This window comes from Streptomyces sp. NPDC015144, from assembly GCF_043079735.1.
GTDB lineage: Bacteria > Actinomycetota > Actinomycetes > Streptomycetales > Streptomycetaceae > Streptomyces.
Genome location: NZ_JBIBUU010000001.1, coordinates 26,030 through 45,605 on the forward strand (window position 1 = coordinate 26,030; position 19,576 = coordinate 45,605).

Below are 19,576 nucleotides of genomic sequence, written 5' to 3' on the forward strand. Positions count from 1 at the left end.
GCACCGCGCTGCCGGGCCGGAGTTCCACCGGGGGCGCGGCCGTCCGGGCCACTCGCCGTCCGCCGAGCACTCACCGGTCACCGCCGGCCGGGACCGGACGGGCCGCGGGGCCGGCCGCCGCGACGAGGCTCCTGGCGGGTGCCGGCCGCCGCGCCGGGTCGGCCAGCCGGGCCCACACGCCGAGGAAGACCGGCAGCGCCAGGTAGCCGAACCGCCCCGCCGGAGCCAGCAGGAAGGCCGTACAGAGCCCCACCGCCAGCCGGTCGGCGGCCGGGACCAGACCGGCCGGCGGCCGGACCCACAGCGAGACGGCGACGGCCAGCCCGCCTGCCGCCAACAGGGCCGTCGCCGCATACCAGCCGTACGGGCCGAGGTCCGCGAGGAGCCGTCCGGGCAGCGGGCTCGCCGCCGGGGTCTCCCACTCGCCCCGCCCGGCGGGGAAGGCGAAGACCTGCTGGACCAGCGGGCCCGGCGACAACAGGGCGCTCGGCAGGATCGCCAGCACCGTCCCGGTCACCGTCACCACCGTGGCGCGTACGGCGGCACCCGGTCCCGAGCGGGTGGCCAGGAGCGCCGTGACGACGGCGAGCGCGGGCCACGCCGTCCACTTCAAGGAGCACGCCAGCGCGAGCGCGATCCCGGCGGCCACCGGACGGTGCCGGGCGGCCGACGCCAGTGCCAGGCAGAGCAGTCCGGTGAGCGGCAGATCGACACCGCTGACCGTGAGCGGCAGCGCCACCACCGGCGAGACGATCAACGCGGCACCGACGACCTGGCCGACACCCCTGCCACCAAGGACACGGCCCGCCGCCCACAGGCACCCGAGAAACACCGCCGCGAACCAGAGCCGCGCGTCCCCGAGGAACCGCAACGCCTCCCAGCCGTCACCCGGCAACGCCTTCGGCAGCCCGAACAGCGCCATGCCCGGCAGATAGGGAGTGACCTCCGCCACGGACTGCGGATCGGCCAGATAAGGAGTGCCCTGACGCAACGTCAGCAACCCGGCCCGCTCGACCACATCGACCTCGATCTGCGCCCCACCGGTCAGCACGAGCACCGCGAGCGGCACGAGAACGGCCCCCACCCCGGCGATCCACACCGAGACGACCTGGCCGTGCGAGCGCGAGCAGAGCACCACAACGGCCGCACACAGATACCCGACGCAGGCGCTCGCCCCCCAGAAACGGTGCGGCCCGAGCGTCGAAACCAACGGAAACGCGGCGGCCCACACCGCGGCCACGAGCCATCCGCAGCACCACAACTTCCGCGCGTTCAAGGTCTGTTGTACCCGGCGAGTCAGCACCGGACCATTGCAGCCAACTCCTTGGCCCGGGTCATGACAGCCAGGTCGAGACTTGGCGGTGGGGTTTTCCCCACCCCGCCCCGGCGGGTCCGGCGGCCGCTGTCCCCTCGACGCAGGAGAGTCGGCCGTGACCCTCGCCACGTGGCCGGGGCACTCGTCGCCTACCATCGCCCTTGACCACTACGCCCACTTCATGCCGGAGGCCGGGAAGAGGGGGCGCCGGGCGATCGACCGTGCGCCGGGGGAGCGGGGGGCGGAAAGCCCCGGCGCGGACTCCCCGGATCCTCCCCAGGACCGACCCCGCGTCCACGAGTTGGGCCGAAGCGAGCAGACAGCGAGGTGAGAGACCCTGTGTTCACCACCCGGCCCACCCTCCAGGGAACCTTCGGCATGGTGTCGTCCACCCACTGGCTCGCCTCGCAGTCCGCGATGGCGGTCCTGGAGGACGGCGGCAACGCCTACGACGCGGCCGTCGCCGCCGGATTCGTCCTGCACGTCGTCGAACCCCACCTCAACGGCCCGGCCGGCGAGGCACCGATGATCATCGCGCCGCGCGACGGCGAGGTGCGCGTGGTGTGCGGCCAGGGCCCCGCCCCGGCCGGTGCGACCATCGCCCACTACCGCTCCCTCGGCCTCGACCTGGTCCCCGGCACCGGACCGCTCGCCTCCGCCGTACCGGGCTCCTTCGACGCCTGGATGCTGCTCCTGCGCGACCACGGCACCAAGGGCCTCGCCGAGGTGCTCCGGTACGCGATCGGCTACGCCGAGGACGGCCACGCCCCCGTCGAACGGGTCGGCCGGACCGTGGAGACCGTCCGCCGGCTCTTCGAGACCGAATGGCACTCCTCCGCCGAGGTGTACCTGCCCGGCGGCCGCCCGCCCCGGCCCGGTGAGCTGTTCCGCAACCCCCGGCTCGCCGCGACCTGGCGCCGCCTGATCGCCGAGGCGGAGGAGAACGGCGGCACGGGGCGGACCGCGCAGATCGAGGCCGCCCGCCGGATCTGGCGCGAGGGATTCGTCGCCGAGGCCCTCGTCCGCCAGGCCGCCCGCGCCACCATGGACACCACCGGCTCCCGCCACACCGGCACCCTCACCGCCGCCGACCTCGCCGACTGGTCCGCCTCCTACGAGGCGCCCGCCACCTACGACTGGAACGGCTGGACGCTCGCCAAGGCACCCGGCTGGAGCCAGGGCCCCGCCTTCCTCCAGCAGCTCGCCCTGCTCCCCGCCGAACTGCCCCGCTACGGCAGCGCCGACTACGTCCACCTCCTCATCGAGGGCTGCAAGCTCGCGATGGCCGACCGGGAGGCCTGGTACGGCGACGCCGCCGACGTCCCGCTCGACGCGCTGCTCTCCGAGCCGTACAACGCCGAACGCCGCGCCCTGATCACCGGCACGGCCTCGCACGCGCTGCGCCCCGGCCGCCCGGACGGCCGCGAACCGGTGCTCGGCGCGCACGTGAGGGCCCTGGTGTCGGGCGCCGCCGGGCCCGCCCCCGACACCGCCCCGGCCCCCGGGGTCGGCGAGCCGACCGTGGCGGAGGACGGGACGACCCGGGGAGACACCTGCCACCTCGACGTGGTGGACCGCTGGGGCAACATGATCTCCGCCACCCCCAGCGGCGGCTGGCTCCAGTCCAACCCCGTCGTGCCGGAGCTCGGCTTCCCGCTCGGCACCCGGCTCCAGATGACCTGGCTCGAAGAGGGGCTGCCCAACTCCCTCACCCCCGGCCGCCGCCCCCGCACCACCCTCTCCCCGTCGCTCGCGCTGCGCGACGGGGTCCCCGTGCTGGCGTTCGGCACGCCCGGCGGTGACCAGCAGGACCAGTGGCAGGTGCACTTCTTCCTGGCGGTGGCCCTGCGCGCCCGGGTCCGCGGCGGGCTCGACCTCCAGGGCGCCGTCGACGCCCCGAACTGGCACACCGACAGCTTCCCGGCCTCCTTCTTCCCGCGCGGGATGCGCCCCGGCAGCGTCACCGTCGAGGGGAACACCGACCCGGAGATCGTCGCGGAGCTGCGCCGCCGGGGCCATGACGTCACCGTCGGCGAACCCTGGTCCGAGGGCAGGCTGTGCGCCGTGGCCCGGGACCCGGAGACCGGGGTGCTGTCCGCCGCGGCCAACCCGCGCGGCATGCAGGGTTACGCCGTCGGTCGCTGAGCGGCCATGCTCCCGCCACGACCGGGTCGTCGGCGCTCCGGTGGGACGTGATTGGCTGGGGGCATGTACGACGCACTCCTCACCGACGGTTCGACCGAGGTCCAGGCGGCGGTCCGCGCAGCGGCCGCCGCCGAGATCATGCCCCGCTTCCGGCAGCTCGCCGAGGACGAGATCATCGAGAAGAACGGCCCGTACGATCTCGTCACCACCGCCGACCGCCTCGCCGAGGAACACCTCACCGCCTCCCTGACCCGGCTGCTGCCCGGCTCGGTCGTCGTCGGTGAGGAGGCGGTGCACGCCGACCCGAAGGTCTACGACGCCCTCGGCGGCGACGCGCCCGTGTGGATCGTCGACCCGATCGACGGCACCCGCCAGTTCGTCCACGGCGAGCCGGGCTTCTGCACCCTGGTCGCCCTCGCCCACCGCGGCGAACTCCTCGCCTCGTGGACGTACGCCGCGGCCCAGGACCTGATGGCCGTCGCCGTACGCGGCGGCGGCGCCACCCTCGACGGCGAGGCGATACGCTCCGGCTCACCCGTCTCCGGCGAGCCGCTGCACGTGGCGTCGTCGCACCCGGACTACACCACCGACGAGCAGAAGCGCGCCCTGCTGGGGCTGCGCACCGACGGGATCGCCGCCCGGCCCTGCGGCTCGGCCGGCCTCGAATACCTCGACATCGCCCGGGGCGCGCTGGACGCGGTCGCCTTCACCTGGGAGTACGCCTGGGACCACGCGGCGGGGCTGCTGCTGGTCGCCGAGGCGGGCGGCACGCACACCACGCTCTCCGGCGCGCCGTTCCGTATCGCCGGCGGCAACACCCTGCCGTTCACGGCGGCCCGTGACGAGGCGACCGCCGCCCGCGTCCTGGCGGCCCTGCGCACCGGGGCCTGACCGGGGCGCCTCACCCGCCGCAGGCCGCGCGCACCTCCCCGACCAGCTCCGCCGCCAGCTCCACCGCCGCCGGATCCAGCCCCCGCAGCGCCGCGCCGACCCGCTCCGCGTAGCGCGCCGGGGCGTCCGGCAGGGCGGCCGCGGCGGCCGTGGCCCCCTTCTCGTTCAGGCACCAGACCCGGTGGTGGGCGTGGAGGGACTGTGCGAGGACCCCGAACGCCCGGGACAGGCACAGGGAGACGTGCAGCGCGTCCCCGCCGGGGGCCGACTTGCGGGCGGCGGCCACCGAGAAGTCCGCCTCCCAGGCCGCCGCGACGAGCGCCGCGCGCAACGGCTCCGGATAGCGCAGGGTCTCCTCCCTGAGCGGCGCCAGCTCCCCGCGCGGATCGGCCAGTACCCGCCCCAGCGCCACCTCGCCCGGATACGCGGGGGACCAGAAGCCGAGCGGATGGCCGGGCTGTACGCCCACCTCGTACCGGCCCTCGCGGCAGTCCGCCCAGACCGCCTCCACCCGGTCCAGGTCGCGCAGGATCCAGTCGACCTGGACGCCGTCCACCCGCAGCCAGGCCCCGCCGTCCACCCAGGGGCCCCAGCCGCCCGGCCCGGCGACCTCGACGGGGGAGCCCTGGAACCCGGAGGCCAGCGCGGCGAGCGCGGCCGTGTCGGGGGCGCCCCGGTAGTACACCCCGAGGTCCCAGTCGGAGTCGGGGCGGTGGGCGCCGCGGGCCCGGCTGCCGCCGAGGGCGACGGCCCGGACGCCGGGCACGGCGGCGAGCCCGGACGCCATCGCGGCGATACGGGCGGGCAGGACGGGGGCGGGGGCCGGAGCGGACACGGCGCGGGAATCCGAGGTGTTCATCGGGCGGTGACCCTACCCGCGGCGGGACTGTCGGTGGCGCCGAATATCCTGGCTCTCCTGGCCGTCGGCTGACGAAGGAGTCCGAAGGTGACGTCGATGCTCGATGCCGTCGTCGTGGGGGCGGGGCCCAACGGACTGACCGCCGCGGCCGAACTGGCCCGCAGAGGCTTCTCCGTGGAGGTCTTCGAGGCGGAGGAGACCGTCGGGGGCGGGGCCCGCACCGAGGAACTCACCCTCCCCGGCTTCCGCCACGACCCCTGTTCCGCCGTCCATCCGCTGGCCATCGGTTCGCCCGCGTTCGACACGATGCCGCTCGCCCGGCACGGCCTGGAGTGGATCCAGCCCGAGCTGGCGCTCGCCCACCCCTTCCCGGACGGCACGGCCGCCGTGCTCACCGGCTCGGTGGGCGAGAGCGCCATGTCCCTGGGGCCCCGCGACGCGGGCGCCTACCGCAGACTCGTCGCCCCCTACCTCGGCCACTGGGAGACCCTCGCCCAGGACTTCCTGCGCACCCCCTGGGACGGGCTGCCCCGCGACCCCTACCGCTGGGTGCGGTTCGGGCTCGACGCCATCCAGCCCGCCTCGCTCCTCTCCCGCCGCTTCCGCGACGCGAAGGCGCGCGGCCTGTTCGCCGGGCTCGCCGCCCACGCCATCGCCCCCACCAGCGGCCCGGCCACCGCGGGGATCGCCCTCCTCTTCGCGCTGGCGGCGCACGAGCGGGGCTGGCCCGTGCCGCGCGGCGGCTCGCAGGCGATCTCCGACGCCCTGGCCGGCTACGTACGCGAACAGGGCGGCACGATCCGCACCGGCACCGAGGTCCGGCGGCTCGACGAGCTGCCGCCCGCCCGCGCCTACGTCTTCGACACCTCGCCGACCGCCCTGGCCCGCATCGCCGGTCTCGGCCGCGCCTACCAGGGCTTCCGGTACGGCGCCTCCTGCTTCAAGATCGACTACGCGCTGTCCGGCCCCGTCCCCTGGACCGCCGAGGAGGCCCGCCGGGCCGGCACGGTCCACATCGGCCCCACGGCCGGTGAGATCGACGCCGCGCTGACCGCCGCGGTGCGGGGGCAGGACCCGAGCGTGCCGTTCCTGATCACCGCCCAGCCCAGCCTCGTCGACCCGTCCCGCGCCCCCGAGGGCAAACACGTCTTCTGGGCCTACGGACACGTCCCCTCGGGCTGGGAGGGCGACGCCACCGACGTCATCGAACGCCAACTGGAGCGCTTCGCCCCCGGCTTCCGCGACCTGGTGCTCGCCCGCGCCGTCGCCGGCCCGCCCCAGCTCGCCGCGCGCAACGCCAACTACGTCGGCGGCGACATCGCGTGCGGCGCGTTCGCCGGACTCCAGACCGTGATCCGCCCCAAGCTCGCCCGGGTCCCGTACGCGACGGCCCACCCAGCGGTTTTCCTGTGCTCCTCGGCGACCCCTCCCGGCCCCGGAGTGCACGGCATGTGCGGCCACCACGCGGCGAAGGCGGTCTGGCGCCGTCTGCGGGCGACGTGAGCCCGGGGCACGGCATGATGTCCGTCATGCGCACTTCCCACGGCGTCACCGTCAGGCTGGTCCGCGGCGACCTCACCCGGCAGTCCGCCGACGTCATCGTCAACGCGGCCAACTCCTCCCTCCTCGGCGGGGGCGGGGTCGACGGCGCGATCCACCGGCGCGGCGGCCCGGAGATCCTCGCCGCCTGCCGGGAGCTGCGCGCCTCGCACTACGGAAAGGGCCTGCGCACCGGCCAGGCGGTCGCCACCACGGCCGGCGCGCTCGACGCGCGCTGGGTGGTCCACACCGTGGGGCCGGTCTGGAGCAGCGTCGAGGACCGCTCCGCCCTGCTCGCCTCCTGCTACCGCGAGTCCCTGCGGGTGGCGGCGGAGCTGGGGGCGCGCACCGTCGCCTTCCCCGCCATCTCGACCGGCATCTACGGCTGGCCCCTGGACGACGGGGCGCGGATCGCCGTGCGCACGGTGATCGAGGAGGCCGTGCCGCCCGTCGAGGAGGTGCGGTTCGTCCTCTTCGACGACCACGCGTACGTGGAGTTCGAGTCGGCCCTGGCGGCGCAGCGCTGAACGCCCACCGGACCCGGGCCCCACGCGTACGTCCGGCACGCCTACGGCCCACCGGGCATCGGAGAAGTCCTGGCAGCCGGAGGTTGATGTCGGATTCTCGCCAGCCTCCGGGGCCCCGGACGACGGATGCTTGACCCATGTACACCGACACCGAGCGCTGTGTGCGGGCCGTCCGGTCCAAGGACGCCCGCTTCGACGGCTGGTTCTTCACGGCGGTCCTGACCACCCGGATCTACTGCCGTCCCAGCTGTCCGGTCGTGCCGCCCAAGGCCGAGAACATGACCTTCTACCCCAGCGCGGCCGCCTGCCAGCAGGCCGGCTTCCGGGCCTGCAAGCGGTGCCGCCCCGACACCAGCCCCGGCTCCCCCCAGTGGGACGCCCGGGCCGATCTGGTCGCCCGCGCGATGCGGCTGATCCAGGACGGCGTCGTCGACCGGGAAGGCGTCGCCGGACTCGCGAACCGGCTCGGCTACTCCGCCCGCCAGATCGAGCGCCAGCTCCACGCCGAACTGGGCGCCGGACCGCTCGCCCTGGCCCGCGCCCAGCGCGCCCAGACCGCCCGGGTGCTCATCGAGACGACCGGGCTGCCCATGGCGGACGTCGCGTTCGCCGCCGGCTTCTCCTCGGTCCGCACCTTCAACGAGACCGTCCGCGAGGTCTTCGCCCTCACCCCGGGCGAGCTGCGCGACCGCGCCGCCCGGGAGACGAGGCCGCCGGCCACCCCGGGCGCGATCACGCTGCGCCTGCCGTACCGGGCCCCGCTCAACCCGAGCAACCTCTTCGGCCACCTCGCCGCCACCGCCGTCCCCGGCGTCGAGGAGTGGCGCGACGGCGCCTACCGCCGCACCCTCGCGCTGCGCCACGGGCACGGCACCGTCGCCCTCGCCCCGCGCCCCGGCCACATCGTCTGCCGGCTCCACCTCACCGACCCGCGCGACCTCACCCTCGCGATCAGCCGCTGCCGCCGGCTGCTCGACCTGGACGCCGACCCGGTCGCCGTCGACGAGCAGCTCCGCGCCGACCCGCTCCTCGCCCCGCTGGTCGAGGCGGCGCCGGGGCGCCGGGTGCCGCGTACCGTCGACGGCGCCGAGTTCGCCGTACGCGCCGTCCTCGGCCAGCAGGTCTCGACCGCCGCCGCCCGCACCCACGCGGCACGCCTGGTCACCGCGCACGGCCACCCCGTCGACGACCCGGAGGGCGGTGGCCTCACCCACCTCTTCCCCGGCCCCGAACAGCTCGCCGGACTCGACCCCGAACAGCTCGCCCTGCCGCGCAGCCGCCGCACCACGCTCACCACCCTGGTGACCGCGCTCGCCGACGGATCGCTGCGGCTCGACACCGGAACCGACCGCGAACGGGCCCGCGCCCAGCTGGCCGCCCTGCCCGGCTTCGGCCCCTGGACCGTCGACGTGATCGCCATGCGGGCCCTCGGCGACCCGGACGCCTTCCTCCCCACCGACCTCGGCATCCGGCGCGCGGCCGCGCACCTCGGTCTCCCGGCCACCCCCGCGGCGCTCACCGCCCGTGCCGCCGCCTGGCGCCCGTGGCGGGCGTACGCGGTGCAGTACCTGTGGACCGTCGACGACCACCCCATCAACCACCTGCCCACCTGACCACGACCGGGAAGCCCAGCCATGACCACGACATCCCCGGACCCGGCGACCCGACGGCACACCGTCGTCGACAGCCCGTACGGCCCGCTCACCCTCGTCGCCGCCGACGGCGTCCTCTGCGGCCTCTACATGACCGGGCAGCGCCACCGCCCGGCCGAGGAGACCTTCGGCGCGCCCGACCCGCGCCCCTTCACCGAGCCGGTCCGCCAGCTCGACGCCTACTTCGCCGGGGAACTGCGCGACTTCGACCTGCCGCTGCGACTGGACGGCACCCCCTTCCAGCGCGAGGTCTGGGCGCTGCTCCAGCACATCCCGTACGGCGAGACCCGCTCGTACGGCGAACTGGCCGAGGAGCTCGGCAAGCCGGGCGCCTCCCGCGCCGTGGGGCTGGCCAACGGCAAGAACCCGGTGGGCATCATCGTCCCCTGCCACCGGGTCGTCGGCGCCTCCGGAAGCCTCACCGGCTACGGCGGCGGGCTCGACCGCAAGCAGCGGCTGCTGTCCTTCGAGAGCGGCACGGCCGACGACACCCCGGCCCTGTTCTGAACCGCGGACGGGCCCGGACCACCCCCCTCGGCAGGGGTGGTCCGGGCCCGTCCGTTCGGCGTCAGCCGACGAAGATCTCCACCAGGGTCCAGATCGCCAGCCCCAGCATGCAGAGCCCGCCGATCCGCTGGACCGTCTTCAGCGGCACTCGCTTGGCGATGAAGCGCCCGGCGAGCAGCGCCAGCGCCGACACCGACATCAGGGCGGCGGCCGACCCGATCGCGGTGGACCAGGTGCCGTTGCTCGCGGCCAGGTTGGCCGTGGTGATCTGGGTGAGGTCGCCCCACTCGCTGATGAAGACGGCCATGAACGCGGTCGAGTACACCGGCCAGAAACCGGTCACCGTCTTCGCGCCGCCGTCCTCCTCGTCGTCGTCACCACCGCCGGAACGCAGCAGCATGAACGCCCCGAACCCGAAGAGGGCGGCGGAGACGAGCTTGACGGTCCAGTCCGGCAGCAGCCCGATCAGGCTGCCCGCCCCCACCGCGATGGCGACATGGACGATGAACGCGGACGACGTGCCGAACCAGACGTACAGCGGCCGCATGCGGGTGCCCATCGCGAGCGACGCGAACATCGTCTTGTCGGGGAGTTCCGCGAGGAAGATGAGCCCGAAGGCGGTGACGATCGCCAGGGGGTCGAGATGCATTCCGGGTGGCTTTCTTCTAGGAGCCGGGCCCCGGGCCTTCGCGAAGCGCCACGGTGGGCATCCGGAGGACCACTCGGCCCGGCATGACGTCGGCGCCCACGGATGCGGGCGTGTCATACCTGACCGAAGGTCTCGCCCGCCCGCGACCATCCACGGGCCCGGCCACCGGGAACCCGGGGGCTCCAGTGTGTCGACGACCGGTTTGCGGGGCTACTCCCCTTCGCAGCCGCCCACTCTACCCCAGCCCACCCGGTTGTGGGCGATCGGATGTTCGAAAGGAAGGCGGGTAGAGTCCCCGGGTGATCGCCCGCGCCCGCACCGGAGGCCGCCCCGCATGAGCCGCCGCACCCGAGGAACGGTCCCCGACCAGGGGGCTTCCCGGCCCACCGTCAGCGTCTGCCGGGGCTGCTGCTGCGGAACGCCCAAGGTCCCCGGCCTGGACCACGCCGGGCAGCTCGCGGGGCTGCGGCGATCGCTGGAGGGGGCGGCCCGGGTGCGCGCCGTGGAGTGCCTGGACGCCTGCGAGCAGGCCAACGTGATCGTCGTGCAGCCGTCGGCCGAGGGCCGTCGCGCGGGCGGCCGCCCGGTCTGGCTCGGCCTGGTCAACGACCCGGACGCGGCCGACGACATCGTCGCCTGGGTCGCCGCCGGCGGCCCGGGAGTGGCCGAACCGCCGGAGATCCTCGACCTCTACACGTTCCGCCCCTCGCGCCGTGTGCAGCAGGAGCTCGACCGGGGCTGAGCGCCTCCCTCACGCCCCGGCCGCGCCGCCCGGAGGAGCCAGCCGCCGCAGCAGCGCGGGCAGCGCCGTACCGATCGGCTCCCGCACGACCTCCTCGGCGAGCGCGTCGTACGGCGTCGGCTCCGCGTTCACCACCACGAGCCGCGCCCCGTGCTCCACCGCGATCCCGGCCAGCGAGGCGGCGGGCTGCACCTGGAGCGTCGTCCCCACCGCGATGAACAGCTCGCAGCCCTTGGCGATCGCCATCGCGTCGCCCAGCACCACCGGATCGAGCCGCTCGCCGAACATGACCGTGGCGGACTTCAGGATGGAGCCGCAGGCCGTGCACGGCGGATCGGCCTCACCGGCCTCCACCCGGGCCAGCGCCTCCTCCATCGACGACCGGGCGTGGCAGCCGGTGCACACCACCTCGCGCGCCGTCCCGTGCAGCTCCAGGACCTTGCGGGCGGGCAGCCCGGCCAGCTGGTGCAGACCGTCGACGTTCTGCGTGATCACCCGGACCGGGGTGCCGGACCGCTCCAGCTCCACTACCGCGTGGTGCGCCGCGTTCGGCCGGGCGGCCCAGGTCGCGCTGGTCCGGCGCATCTGCCAGGAGCGGCGGCGGATCTCCGGGTCGGCCATGTAGAAGTCGTACGTGACGAGCTTCTCCGCCTCCGGGTCCTTGCGCCAGAGCCCCTGGGGGCCGCGGTAGTCGGGAATGCCGGAGTCCGTGGAGATCCCGGCGCCGCTGAGGATCGCGACAAGCGTCATGCCGCGAGCGTACGCAGCGCCGGGCGGGCTCCGCGAGACGGTTTCCCCCGGTGCGGGGGCGGACGTCAGGGGACGGGGGTGAACGGGGACGGGGTGAGCCCCGTCCAGGTGTTCAGCAGGGCGTGGGCGGTCTGCCGGGTCACCCCGCCGTCCTGGACCGTGCCGCTGCGCGCCACGTAGAACCGCCCGTCGTCGAGCGAGACCAGCCCGTACTGCCCGTACTGGCCCGGCGCCGGCCAGCCGTGCGTACCGGTCGCGGGGTCCTGCGCGCCCGCGCGCAGCAGCGACAGCAGCAGGCCGCGCTCCGGGCGCTGCTGCCCGCGCACCGGGCCGCGCACCGGCTTGCGGGACCCGTCCACGGCGAAGACCGAGTAGTTCGGGAAACCGGGCTTGGTGCCCTTGTAGACCGCCATCAGCCAGTTGCCGCTGTGCCCGTCGTACTCCAGGTTCTGCACGCCGTACGTGGTGTTCCCGGTGTACACGAAGAACTTGCCGCCGACCCGGGCGGGGCCGCTGGTGTGCGGGGCCGACTCGGTCAGCGGGCGCTCGTACTTCCTCCACCGGGAGACGTCGTACTGGAGCAGCACCTGGTGGTCGTTGTCGGTGCGGCCGGTGTTGGCGTACACGCCGTACGCCACGGTCAGCCGCGTCCCGGCGCGCTTGCCGCGCCGGTCGCCGAAGGCCGGGCCGAACGCGACACCGTCGATGCCGCTGCAGCCGTAGCGGTGGTCGGGGGTGGCGCCGGTGTCGCCGTCGAAGACGCCGTCGCCGTTCATGTCGGCGGTGAAGTCCTTCACGACCTCCTTGAGGTGGACGGTCGAGACGACCCCGGTGGACTGGGCGTCCATGTTCATCCGGGTGATGCGGTCGACGTCGAGGATCGCGATGTAGAAGGACTTCGCCTCCTTGTACTCCAGCGAGCCGTAGACCCGGCCGTCCTTCTCGTTGAAGTCCAGGTCGCCGAGGTGCCCGGTGAAGCCGGTGACCGAGCCGACCGGTCTGCCGGAGAGATCCGTCTTGACCAGCAGATTGGTCATCGAGAAGTACATGAAGCCCTTGCGGCGGTCGATGGCCATGCCCTGGAGATGGCCGGACTGCCAGGCACCGCCGTCGACCGACGACGGCAGGGTGGAGCGGGCGGCGGGCGCGGTGGCCGGTGCCGGTCCGGCCAGCGCCGTCGGCGCGGTGGCGACGACCGCCGCGCAGGCCAGTGCGGCGACGGCCGCGGCCGGCCGCCCACCAAGGAGTCCCGAGTGCGTACGCATGATCCCTCCGCTGTCCGTGGAGTTCCGGATGATGCCGGTCCGGCGTGCACGGCGGACCAAGAGCACATGAACGCACGATTCCGGCAGCCGTCGACCGGACTACCAGGTGACGCCCCGTCAGCACAACGGGGCACAACGGGAATTCGGCTCGTATCCGACTATGGGGTGATCCGGGTGCCGTACTCCTCCCCGGGCCGGACCTCCACCGGTCGCCCGTCTTCCAGCTCCACCGGCCCCCCGCCGTGACCGAGCACCTCCAGCGCCGCCCGTACCCGCGAGGCGAGCGGACCGAGCAGATAGCGGTCGGTCTCCGAGGGCTCCACCAGCCGCCAGGACAGCAGTTCCTCCTCCTGGAGCCGGATCGCCGCCAGCCGCGCCGCGTCCAGCACCCCGCCGTCGTAGACGTACGCGGCGATCGGCGGACGGTGCGGGCCGCGCGTCCAGTCCACGGCGAGCAGCCGCCCCGGCGGCAGGTCCAGCCCGATCTCCTCCGCCGTCTCGCGCCGCGCGGCCTGCCGGGGGGTCTCGCCCTCGTCGGACTCGATGGTCCCGCCGGGCAGCGCCCAGCCCTTCCGGTAGTTCGGCTCGACGAGCAGCACCCGCCCCCGCTCGTCCCGGAACAGCGTGGCCGCGGCGGCCAGCACCCGGGGGAGTCCGGCGATGTACGCGGCGTAGTCAGAAGTGGTCACGCGGGCAGCGTATCGGCCGGGCGCAACCGGGCGACCAGGGCTCTGGGCAGGGGGTATCCGCTGCGGATAGGGTCGGGGCGGCGCGACTGCCTGTTCGAGAGCAAGGGATGCAAGGTGGCGGACGGAGCAGTGATGGAGACCGCACGCGTGCTCGTCGCGGCGGACAAGTTCAAGGGCTCGCTCACGGCCGTGCAGGTCGCGGAGCGGGTGACGGCCGGGCTGCGGCGGGCCGTGCCCGGGGTGCGGGTGGAGACCCTGCCGGTGGCGGACGGCGGCGACGGCACGGTCGCGGCGGCGGTGGCCGCCGGGTTCGAGCGCCGCGAGGCGCGGGTGACCGGGCCGCTGGGGGAGCCGGTGACCGCGGCGTACGCGCTGCGCGGGACCACGGCGGTCGTGGAGATGGCCGAGGCCTCGGGCCTCCAGCACCTGCCCGCGGGGGTCTTCGCCCCGCTGACGGCCACCACGTACGGCTCCGGCGAACTCCTCGCCGCCGCGCTGGACGCCGGGGCCCGCACCCTCGTGTTCGGTGTCGGCGGCAGCGCGACCACGGACGGCGGCGCGGGCATGCTCACCGCACTCGGGGCCCGCTTCCTGGACGGTGACGGCGAGCCGGTCGGCCCCGGCGGCGGCGGGCTGGCCGCGCTGGCGAAGGCGGACCTGTCCGGCCTCGACCCCCGGCTGGCCGAGGTGGACCTGATCCTCGCCAGCGACGTCGACAACCCGCTGACCGGACCGAAGGGCGCCCCCGAGGTCTACGGCAGGCAGAAGGGCGCGAGCGAGGACGACATCGCGGTCCTGGACGCCGCGCTCGCCCACTACGCCTCCGTCCTCGGCCCGGAACAGGCGCGGCTGCCCGGCGCCGGAGCGGCCGGCGGCATCGGCTACGGGGCGCTGGTCGCCCTCGGCGCCCGCTTCCGCCCCGGCATCGAGGTGATGCTCGACGTCCTCGGCTTCGCCCCGGCGCTGGCCCGGGCCACCCTGGTGATCACCGGGGAGGGCTCGCTCGACGAGCAGACCCTGCACGGCAAGGCACCGGCCGGGGTGGCGGCCGCCGCCCGCGCGGCCGGGGTCACGACCGTGGCGGTCTGCGGCCGGCTCGCCCTGCCCCCGGAGGCCCTGGAAGCGGCGGGCATCCGGCGGGCGTACGCCCTCGCGGACCTGGAGCCGGACCCGGCCGTCTCCATGGCCCAGGCGGGCCCCCTGCTGGAACGCGCCGCCGAGGCGCTCGCACGCGACTTCCTGCTGCCCTGAGCAGGGGCCGCGCGGGGGCCGGGGGGACAGCCCCGGCCCCCGCGCGTCAGCCCTTGGACGGGGACGGATCCCGGTCCTCCCGCTCCTCGTCCGACCGCCCGCCGCCCAGCAGCTCGGCCAGGCAGTGGAGCTCCGAGGGCAGGTCCCGGCGCCAGGCCATCGTCACGAACGGCGCCAGAATGATCATGCCGCCGTCCAGATGGGGCCGGACCGAGACGGTGACCTTCGTCCCCTCCCCGCCCGGACTCAGCCGGAACTCCACCTCCGGGTAGTGGCGGCCCAGCGGCGTCCACATGCCCGTACCGCGGAAGGCCAGGTACTCGCCCGGGGTGCTCGCGACGCACCGCAGCCGGTGCATCCGCCGTCTGCCGGGGAACTTGCAGGTGTACTCGTCGCCCGGTTCGGCGGCGACCGGACCCTCGACCACCCGCTCTATGGTCGAGGACCATTCCGCCAGGTTCCGCGGATCCCGCAGGAACGAGAAGATCTCGTCGGCGGGGCGGGACACATGGACATGCGCAGAAACATGGGGCATGGCTCCACCTCTTACGGCGACCGTACGCCCGTTCAGCGGCCGTCCGGTTGCCCTTGTCGCGGTGCCGTCACCCGTCAGCCTGCGGCGCGTCACCGCTTCGCGCACCCGACACGGGGCCGATGGAGTGAGCTCAGGGCTCCTGCCGGCTCACCTTCCCGGAGAGCTGGTCACAGAGCCGCTTGATCTCCCGGTACGTGGCGCTCCGCTCCGTGACGACCGCGGCCAGCAGCAGCGAGGTGAGCGCGGCGGTGCCGATGAACGCCTGGAGCGTGATCATGTTGGCGAGCAGGCTGTGATGGGCGAAGGGCCCGGTGCCCCGTCCGGCACCGAGCACCGCGAGCACCGACACCCCCAGCGCACAGCACGCGGCGCCGCCGCGCTCGAAGCGGAAGGCCGCCCAGACCAGGAACGGGAACACGAGGAAGAGCAGCGGCGCCCCGACCACGACGGTGACCAGGACGGTGACGGCCCCGGTCGCCACCGCCAGCACGGCGGCCTCCGCCCACCGGGCCGGTCCCGCATCGAGCGGCGGCCGTACCCTGCGCAGCGCGAGCAGGAACGGCGTCACGACCATGACCCCGATGGCGTCGCCCGTCCACCAGACCGACCAGGTCGGCCAGAACTCCGCCGTGGAGAGCGCCCCCGAGGCGACCAGGGCGCCGACCCCCGTCACGGAGCTGATCAGCATGCCCGCCAGCGCGCCCAGGAAGACGAGCGCCAGCGCGTCCCGCAGCCGGTCCAGCTCCTCCCGGAACCCCGCGCGGCGCAGCAGCAGGACGGAGAAGATTGGGGCGAGCGTGTTCCCGGCGGCGATCACCAGCACGTACGAGAGCGAGGGCCCGATGGTGATGTTCACGCAGAGGGCGCCGAGCGCGATCCCGGGCCATACCCGCAGACCGAACATGAGCAGCGCCGCCACCGCGATCCCGGTCGACGGCCAGAGCGCGGTGACCTGTCCGCGCACCAATTGCTGGAGCAGCCCCAGCCGGGCCGTCGCGTAGTAGCAGGCGGCCACCGCGAGGACCGTCAGGACCGTCACCGTACGCTGCCGCGCCCGCGTCCTGTCCACCCTCCCAGCATCGGGCACCATGCCGCCGCCCGCCGCCTCAGGCGCCGCGGGAGGTGCCGGACACATGCCTGCGGCGTGGGGCCCGGCACCACCCGCACTCATTCATCGGACACCCGGCCCACCGGCGGCGCCCCGTCGTACCGCACCACGAGCACGGCGGCGTCGTCCTCGTGGCCGGTCAGGTCCGCCACCTCGATCACCTGCCCGGCCAGCGCCTCGGGATCGGCCCCGCGCGCCGCACCGACCAGCTCCGCGACCGCGGCGAGCCCCCGGTCCACCTGATACGCGGGCCCCTCCACGACCCCGTCGGTCAGCAGGACCAGGTACCCCGGTCCCGGCAGCCGTCGGCGGGTCACCGGGTACCACTGGTCGTCCAGGATGCCCAGCGGCACCCCGCCCGGGTCCAGAAGGACCCCGGACCCGCCGTCGTCGCCGCCCCACACCACCGGTACGTGGCCGGCCCGCGCCACCGAGAACCGGCCGCTGCCCGGGGCGATGCTCAGCAGACAGCAGGTCGTGAACAGCTCGCCGCCCAGCGAGATCAGCAGGTCGTTGACGCGGGCCAGCACGCTGCCGGGGTCGGTGGTGACACTGGCCAGCGCCCGGAGACTGGCCCGTACCTCGCCCATGAGCGCGGCGGCCTCCACCCCGTGCCCCTGCACGTCCCCGATGGCGAGCCCCACCGCCCCGTCCCGCAGGGCGAACGCGTCGTAGAAGTCGCCGCCGACGGCCAGGCCGTTCTGCGAGGGCGAGTACCGGGCCCCGACCCGCAGCCCCGGGAAGTCCGGCAGCCCGGCGGGGAGCATGTGCCGCTGGAGCTCCAGCCCCAGCTCGGCGCGGGCGCGCTGGTGCCTGATGTCCTCCAGGGCCTGGTCGACGAGGCGCCCGAGGTCCACGAGGAGCTCCTGGGCGGTCTCCGAATCCCTGCGGTGTCGGTGCATGGCGTCCCCGGGCGGTCCGATACGCCCCTTCTGAAACTTTAGGCCCATCCGTCGCCGCCCGTACGGTCGCTACTGGATGAACCGGGGCAGCCACCTGGCCCGGTACCCGGGGTGGGCGGCGTGCTCAGCGGCCAGCTGCCGCACGGCGAACCCCAGCCCCACCGCCCGGCCGGACCGGAACTCCTCCTCGGGCCGGTCGGTGTCCAGGTCCGCGACCTCGGCGTACTCGTTCAGGAGGACCCGGCTCGTCTCGATCCGGCGCAGCGTGCGCGCCGGGTCCTGGAGCGCGATGTGCTGGTCGAACCCGAGCGTGCGCAGGGTGAACGCGATCGACCCCGAGCGGTCGTGGATCTCGCCGGGCACCCCGGCCGGACACCGCCAGCTGTCGCCGCCCGCCTCCAGTGCGAGACGCTCCTCCTCGGCGAGCCGCGCCCGGACGAACTCGATCATGTCGGCGTTCTCTGTCATCGGGGTCCGCGTCCTTCGTCATCATGGCCTGGCTTCCAGGAACCGCGCCCCATGGCTCCGCTCCGCGGATGCCCGTGACCCGTGCCCGCCGGACACGGCCCGGAAGCCCCCGTTCCCCAGGGGTCAACATACTGTGCCCGCGCCGCCGCGCGGGGGCGCCCGCGCGGCGGCGCGCCCCGTACGAGAAGGACCCGGGTGCTGGGGAGCACCCGGGTCCTTCTCGTCACGTTCCGTACAGCGTTACGGCAGCTGCGCCGTGCGCGCCTCGCGGCGGTTGTCGCGGAAGGTGTTCACCCGCCGGGCCGTCGCGAAGAGCGGGATGACCGCGCCCAGGACCACCTGGAGCGCGCAGCCGGTCTGCAGGAGCAGCTGCCCGCCCGGGGCGTCCAGCGCCCATGCGGCCAGCAGCCCCATCGCGGAGACGATCCAGCTGAGCATCGCCACCGCGAGCACGCCCCGCGGCTTCGGGTACTCGACCCTGCTGACCATCAGCCACGCCACCCCGATGATCGCGAGGAGCGTCGGCACGAAGGGCAGCTCCAGAAGCACGATCGAGACGACCGTGAGCGCTCCGAAGGGGCTCGGCATGCCCTGGAACATGCCGTCCTTCATGGTCACGCAGGAGAATCTGGCAAGTCTGAGCACCACCGCCAGCAGCACCACGACCGCCGCGAGCGCCGACACCCGCTGGTGCGCGTCGTCCGCGACCATGCCGTAGACCAGGACGAAGTACGCCGGGGCGAGCCCGAAGCTGATCAGGTCCGAGAGGTTGTCCAGCTCGGCCCCCATCGGCGAGGAGCGCAGCTTGCGCGCCACGAGCCCGTCGAAGAGGTCGAAGACCGCGGCCAGGAGCATGAGGATCACGGCGGTGGCCGCGGAGTGCCGCGCCATGCCGCTCTCGTCGCTGCCCGTCAGGTGCGGGATGAGGATTCCGGTGGTGGTGAAGTACACCGCCATGAACCCGCAGGTCGCGTTGCCGAGCGTCAGGGTGTCCGCTATCGACAGCCGCAGAGAGAGCGGCATGTCCTCGCCGGCGTCCTCCTCGGACTCCGACTCCGGCACCCAGCCGGCCTTTGTGTCGGGATCAATCACGGTCAATTCGAGTCACCCCCGCGGTGGTGGCCTGGCCGACCTCGACCGCGACCTCGACACCTTCCGGCAGGTAGATGTCGACCCGCGAGCCGAAGCGGATCAGGCCGATGCGCTCGCCCTGCTCCACCTTCGTCCCCTGCGGGATGTACGGGACGATGCGACGCGCGACCGCACCGGCGATCTGCACCATCTCGATGTCGCCGAGCTCGGTGTCGAAGTGCCAGACGACGCGCTCGTTGTTCTCGCTCTCCTTGTTGAACGCCGGAACGAAACCGCCGGGCACGTGCTCGACGGACGTCACCGTGCCGGCCAGCGGCGCACGGTTGACGTGGACGTTCAGCGGGCTCATGAAGATCGCGACACGGGTGCGTCCGTCCTTCCACGGCATGATGCTCTGCACCACGCCGTCGGCCGGGGAGATGACCCGGCCCTGCGCGATCTCGCGCTCGGGATCGCGGAAGAACCACAGCATGCCCGCCGCGAGCGCGGTGGTGGGCACGGCCACCGCGGCCCAGCGCCCGGACTTGCGCGCCCGGGAGAGGCTGAGCGCCGCGGTGGCGACGGTCGGGAGGAGCCACGGCGAAGCTCCGCGCGCAAGGCGGACCCCGCCGCGTGGTGCAGAGGTTTGGCTGTCGGGCATGGATGACCTTCGTAGCGGATGAGGCCGCGCTGGCAACGGGGGACGGCGGC

At 74.3% G+C, this 19,576-nt stretch carries 20 protein-coding genes; 8 read left to right on the plus strand and 12 right to left on the minus strand.

Annotated features, from left to right (window positions below; translation table 11 throughout):
- Window positions 1–70: 70 nt before the first annotated feature.
- Window positions 71–1,240, minus strand: coding sequence for a glycosyltransferase 87 family protein (locus ACF08W_RS00055; protein ID WP_392277858.1), 1,170 nt, complete (start codon window positions 1,238–1,240; stop codon window positions 71–73).
- Window positions 1,241–1,654: 414 nt separating this feature from the next.
- On the opposite strand from ACF08W_RS00055, the gene ACF08W_RS00060 reads away from it, so the two are divergent.
- Together ACF08W_RS00060 and ACF08W_RS00065 are read left to right on the plus strand one after the other, a co-directional pair.
- Window positions 1,655–3,460, plus strand: a complete 1,806-nt coding sequence (locus tag ACF08W_RS00060; protein ID WP_392278317.1) for a gamma-glutamyltransferase family protein — start codon at window positions 1,655–1,657, stop codon at window positions 3,458–3,460.
- Window positions 3,461–3,523: 63 nt separating this feature from the next.
- The gene (locus tag ACF08W_RS00065) at window positions 3,524–4,351 is read left to right on the plus strand and encodes an inositol monophosphatase family protein (RefSeq protein ID WP_385217478.1); all 828 of its coding nucleotides are present in this window, start codon (window positions 3,524–3,526) and stop codon (window positions 4,349–4,351) included.
- 10 nt (window positions 4,352–4,361) lie between these two features.
- Here the strand turns inward: ACF08W_RS00065 and ACF08W_RS00070 are convergent, their stop codons facing one another.
- Entirely contained in the window at window positions 4,362–5,210 is an 849-nt protein-coding gene (locus ACF08W_RS00070; RefSeq protein ID WP_385217475.1) for a nucleotidyltransferase domain-containing protein, read from the minus strand.
- 96 nt (window positions 5,211–5,306) lie between these two features.
- On the opposite strand from ACF08W_RS00070, the gene ACF08W_RS00075 reads away from it, so the two are divergent.
- The 4 genes from ACF08W_RS00075 to ACF08W_RS00090 all read left to right on the plus strand — a co-directional run bounded on the left by ACF08W_RS00075 (window position 5,307) and on the right by ACF08W_RS00090 (window position 9,435).
- Window positions 5,307–6,713, plus strand: coding sequence for a phytoene desaturase family protein (locus ACF08W_RS00075; protein ID WP_385217515.1), 1,407 nt, complete (start codon window positions 5,307–5,309; stop codon window positions 6,711–6,713).
- A gap of 26 nt (window positions 6,714–6,739) precedes the next feature.
- Window positions 6,740–7,276, plus strand: a complete 537-nt coding sequence (locus ACF08W_RS00080; RefSeq protein WP_385217471.1) for an O-acetyl-ADP-ribose deacetylase — start codon at window positions 6,740–6,742, stop codon at window positions 7,274–7,276.
- Between the two features lie 137 nt (window positions 7,277–7,413).
- On the plus strand, window positions 7,414–8,889 hold the full coding sequence (locus tag ACF08W_RS00085) for an AlkA N-terminal domain-containing protein (protein WP_352279689.1): 1,476 nt from the start codon (window positions 7,414–7,416) through the stop codon (window positions 8,887–8,889).
- Window positions 8,890–8,910: 21 nt separating this feature from the next.
- Window positions 8,911–9,435, plus strand: coding sequence for a methylated-DNA--[protein]-cysteine S-methyltransferase (locus ACF08W_RS00090; protein WP_385217466.1), 525 nt, complete (start codon window positions 8,911–8,913; stop codon window positions 9,433–9,435).
- Window positions 9,436–9,496: 61 nt separating this feature from the next.
- Here the strand turns inward: ACF08W_RS00090 and ACF08W_RS00095 are convergent, their stop codons facing one another.
- Entirely contained in the window at window positions 9,497–10,084 is a 588-nt protein-coding gene (locus ACF08W_RS00095) for a TMEM165/GDT1 family protein (protein ID WP_352279685.1), read from the minus strand.
- Window positions 10,085–10,418: 334 nt separating this feature from the next.
- Between ACF08W_RS00095 and ACF08W_RS00100 the strand changes: the two genes are divergently transcribed.
- On the plus strand, window positions 10,419–10,826 hold the full coding sequence (locus ACF08W_RS00100; protein WP_385217462.1) for a (2Fe-2S) ferredoxin domain-containing protein: 408 nt from the start codon (window positions 10,419–10,421) through the stop codon (window positions 10,824–10,826).
- Between the two features lie 9 nt (window positions 10,827–10,835).
- Here ACF08W_RS00100 and ACF08W_RS00105 read toward each other — a convergent pair whose 3' ends face one another.
- From ACF08W_RS00105 to ACF08W_RS00115, 3 genes are all read right to left on the minus strand, one after another.
- Window positions 10,836–11,576: a Sir2 family NAD-dependent protein deacetylase gene (locus ACF08W_RS00105; protein ID WP_352279682.1), complete on the minus strand. Its 741-nt coding sequence runs from the start codon at window positions 11,574–11,576 to the stop codon at window positions 10,836–10,838.
- A gap of 65 nt (window positions 11,577–11,641) precedes the next feature.
- On the minus strand, window positions 11,642–12,841 hold the full coding sequence (locus ACF08W_RS00110) for a hypothetical protein (protein WP_392277859.1): 1,200 nt from the start codon (window positions 12,839–12,841) through the stop codon (window positions 11,642–11,644).
- Between the two features lie 158 nt (window positions 12,842–12,999).
- Window positions 13,000–13,530 carry an NUDIX domain-containing protein gene (locus tag ACF08W_RS00115; RefSeq protein WP_385217452.1) on the minus strand — a complete coding sequence of 177 codons (531 nt, stop codon included), beginning with the start codon at window positions 13,528–13,530 and terminating at the stop codon, window positions 13,000–13,002.
- A 132-nt stretch (window positions 13,531–13,662) separates the two neighbouring features.
- On the opposite strand from ACF08W_RS00115, the gene ACF08W_RS00120 reads away from it, so the two are divergent.
- Window positions 13,663–14,781, plus strand: a complete 1,119-nt coding sequence (locus tag ACF08W_RS00120) for a glycerate kinase (protein WP_352279677.1) — start codon at window positions 13,663–13,665, stop codon at window positions 14,779–14,781.
- Window positions 14,782–14,827: 46 nt separating this feature from the next.
- On the opposite strand, the gene ACF08W_RS00125 is transcribed toward ACF08W_RS00120, so the two are convergent.
- The 6 genes from ACF08W_RS00125 to ACF08W_RS00150 all read right to left on the minus strand — a co-directional run bounded on the left by ACF08W_RS00125 (window position 14,828) and on the right by ACF08W_RS00150 (window position 19,526).
- Window positions 14,828–15,316 (minus strand): SRPBCC family protein, encoded by a 489-nt coding sequence (locus ACF08W_RS00125; RefSeq protein ID WP_352279675.1) that lies wholly within the window; start codon window positions 15,314–15,316, stop codon window positions 14,828–14,830.
- Window positions 15,317–15,446: 130 nt separating this feature from the next.
- Window positions 15,447–16,406, minus strand: coding sequence for an MASE1 domain-containing protein (locus ACF08W_RS00130; protein ID WP_392277860.1), 960 nt, complete (start codon window positions 16,404–16,406; stop codon window positions 15,447–15,449).
- A 77-nt stretch (window positions 16,407–16,483) separates the two neighbouring features.
- Window positions 16,484–17,326, minus strand: a complete 843-nt coding sequence (locus ACF08W_RS00135; RefSeq protein ID WP_392277861.1) for a PP2C family protein-serine/threonine phosphatase — start codon at window positions 17,324–17,326, stop codon at window positions 16,484–16,486.
- A 69-nt stretch (window positions 17,327–17,395) separates the two neighbouring features.
- A complete protein-coding gene (locus tag ACF08W_RS00140) occupies window positions 17,396–17,794 on the minus strand; it encodes a DUF6221 family protein (protein WP_385217438.1) in 399 nt (132 codons plus the stop codon).
- 240 nt (window positions 17,795–18,034) lie between these two features.
- Window positions 18,035–18,892 (minus strand): CDP-diacylglycerol--serine O-phosphatidyltransferase, encoded by an 858-nt coding sequence (pssA, locus tag ACF08W_RS00145; protein WP_352279668.1) that lies wholly within the window; start codon window positions 18,890–18,892, stop codon window positions 18,035–18,037.
- Window positions 18,879–19,526, minus strand: a complete 648-nt coding sequence (locus ACF08W_RS00150; protein ID WP_352279667.1) for a phosphatidylserine decarboxylase — start codon at window positions 19,524–19,526, stop codon at window positions 18,879–18,881. Before ACF08W_RS00150 ends, pssA begins: the two co-directional genes overlap by 14 nt.
- Between the last annotated feature and the right edge of the window lie 50 nt (window positions 19,527–19,576).

What these genes read in the sequence shown, in the direction of transcription:
- ACF08W_RS00065 (WP_385217478.1), top strand. Translation starts at nt 3,524, where the DNA reads ATGTACGACGCACTCCTCACCGACGGTTCGACCGAGGTCCAGGCGGCG.
- ACF08W_RS00070 (WP_385217475.1), bottom strand. Translation starts at nt 5,210, where the DNA reads ATGAACACCTCGGATTCCCGCGCCGTGTCCGCTCCGGCCCCCGCCCCC.
- ACF08W_RS00075 (WP_385217515.1), top strand. Translation starts at nt 5,307, where the DNA reads ATGCTCGATGCCGTCGTCGTGGGGGCGGGGCCCAACGGACTGACCGCC.
- ACF08W_RS00080 (WP_385217471.1), top strand. Translation starts at nt 6,740, where the DNA reads ATGCGCACTTCCCACGGCGTCACCGTCAGGCTGGTCCGCGGCGACCTC.
- ACF08W_RS00085 (WP_352279689.1), top strand. Translation starts at nt 7,414, where the DNA reads ATGTACACCGACACCGAGCGCTGTGTGCGGGCCGTCCGGTCCAAGGAC.
- ACF08W_RS00090 (WP_385217466.1), top strand. Translation starts at nt 8,911, where the DNA reads ATGACCACGACATCCCCGGACCCGGCGACCCGACGGCACACCGTCGTC.
- ACF08W_RS00095 (WP_352279685.1), bottom strand. Translation starts at nt 10,084, where the DNA reads ATGCATCTCGACCCCCTGGCGATCGTCACCGCCTTCGGGCTCATCTTC.
- ACF08W_RS00100 (WP_385217462.1), top strand. Translation starts at nt 10,419, where the DNA reads ATGAGCCGCCGCACCCGAGGAACGGTCCCCGACCAGGGGGCTTCCCGG.
- ACF08W_RS00105 (WP_352279682.1), bottom strand. Translation starts at nt 11,576, where the DNA reads ATGACGCTTGTCGCGATCCTCAGCGGCGCCGGGATCTCCACGGACTCC.
- ACF08W_RS00110 (WP_392277859.1), bottom strand. Translation starts at nt 12,841, where the DNA reads ATGCGTACGCACTCGGGACTCCTTGGTGGGCGGCCGGCCGCGGCCGTC.
- ACF08W_RS00120 (WP_352279677.1), top strand. Translation starts at nt 13,663, where the DNA reads ATGGAGACCGCACGCGTGCTCGTCGCGGCGGACAAGTTCAAGGGCTCG.
- ACF08W_RS00125 (WP_352279675.1), bottom strand. Translation starts at nt 15,316, where the DNA reads ATGCCCCATGTTTCTGCGCATGTCCATGTGTCCCGCCCCGCCGACGAG.
- ACF08W_RS00130 (WP_392277860.1), bottom strand. Translation starts at nt 16,406, where the DNA reads ATGGTGCCCGATGCTGGGAGGGTGGACAGGACGCGGGCGCGGCAGCGT.
- ACF08W_RS00135 (WP_392277861.1), bottom strand. Translation starts at nt 17,326, where the DNA reads ATGCACCGACACCGCAGGGATTCGGAGACCGCCCAGGAGCTCCTCGTG.
- ACF08W_RS00140 (WP_385217438.1), bottom strand. Translation starts at nt 17,794, where the DNA reads ATGACAGAGAACGCCGACATGATCGAGTTCGTCCGGGCGCGGCTCGCC.
- ACF08W_RS00150 (WP_352279667.1), bottom strand. Translation starts at nt 19,526, where the DNA reads ATGCCCGACAGCCAAACCTCTGCACCACGCGGCGGGGTCCGCCTTGCG.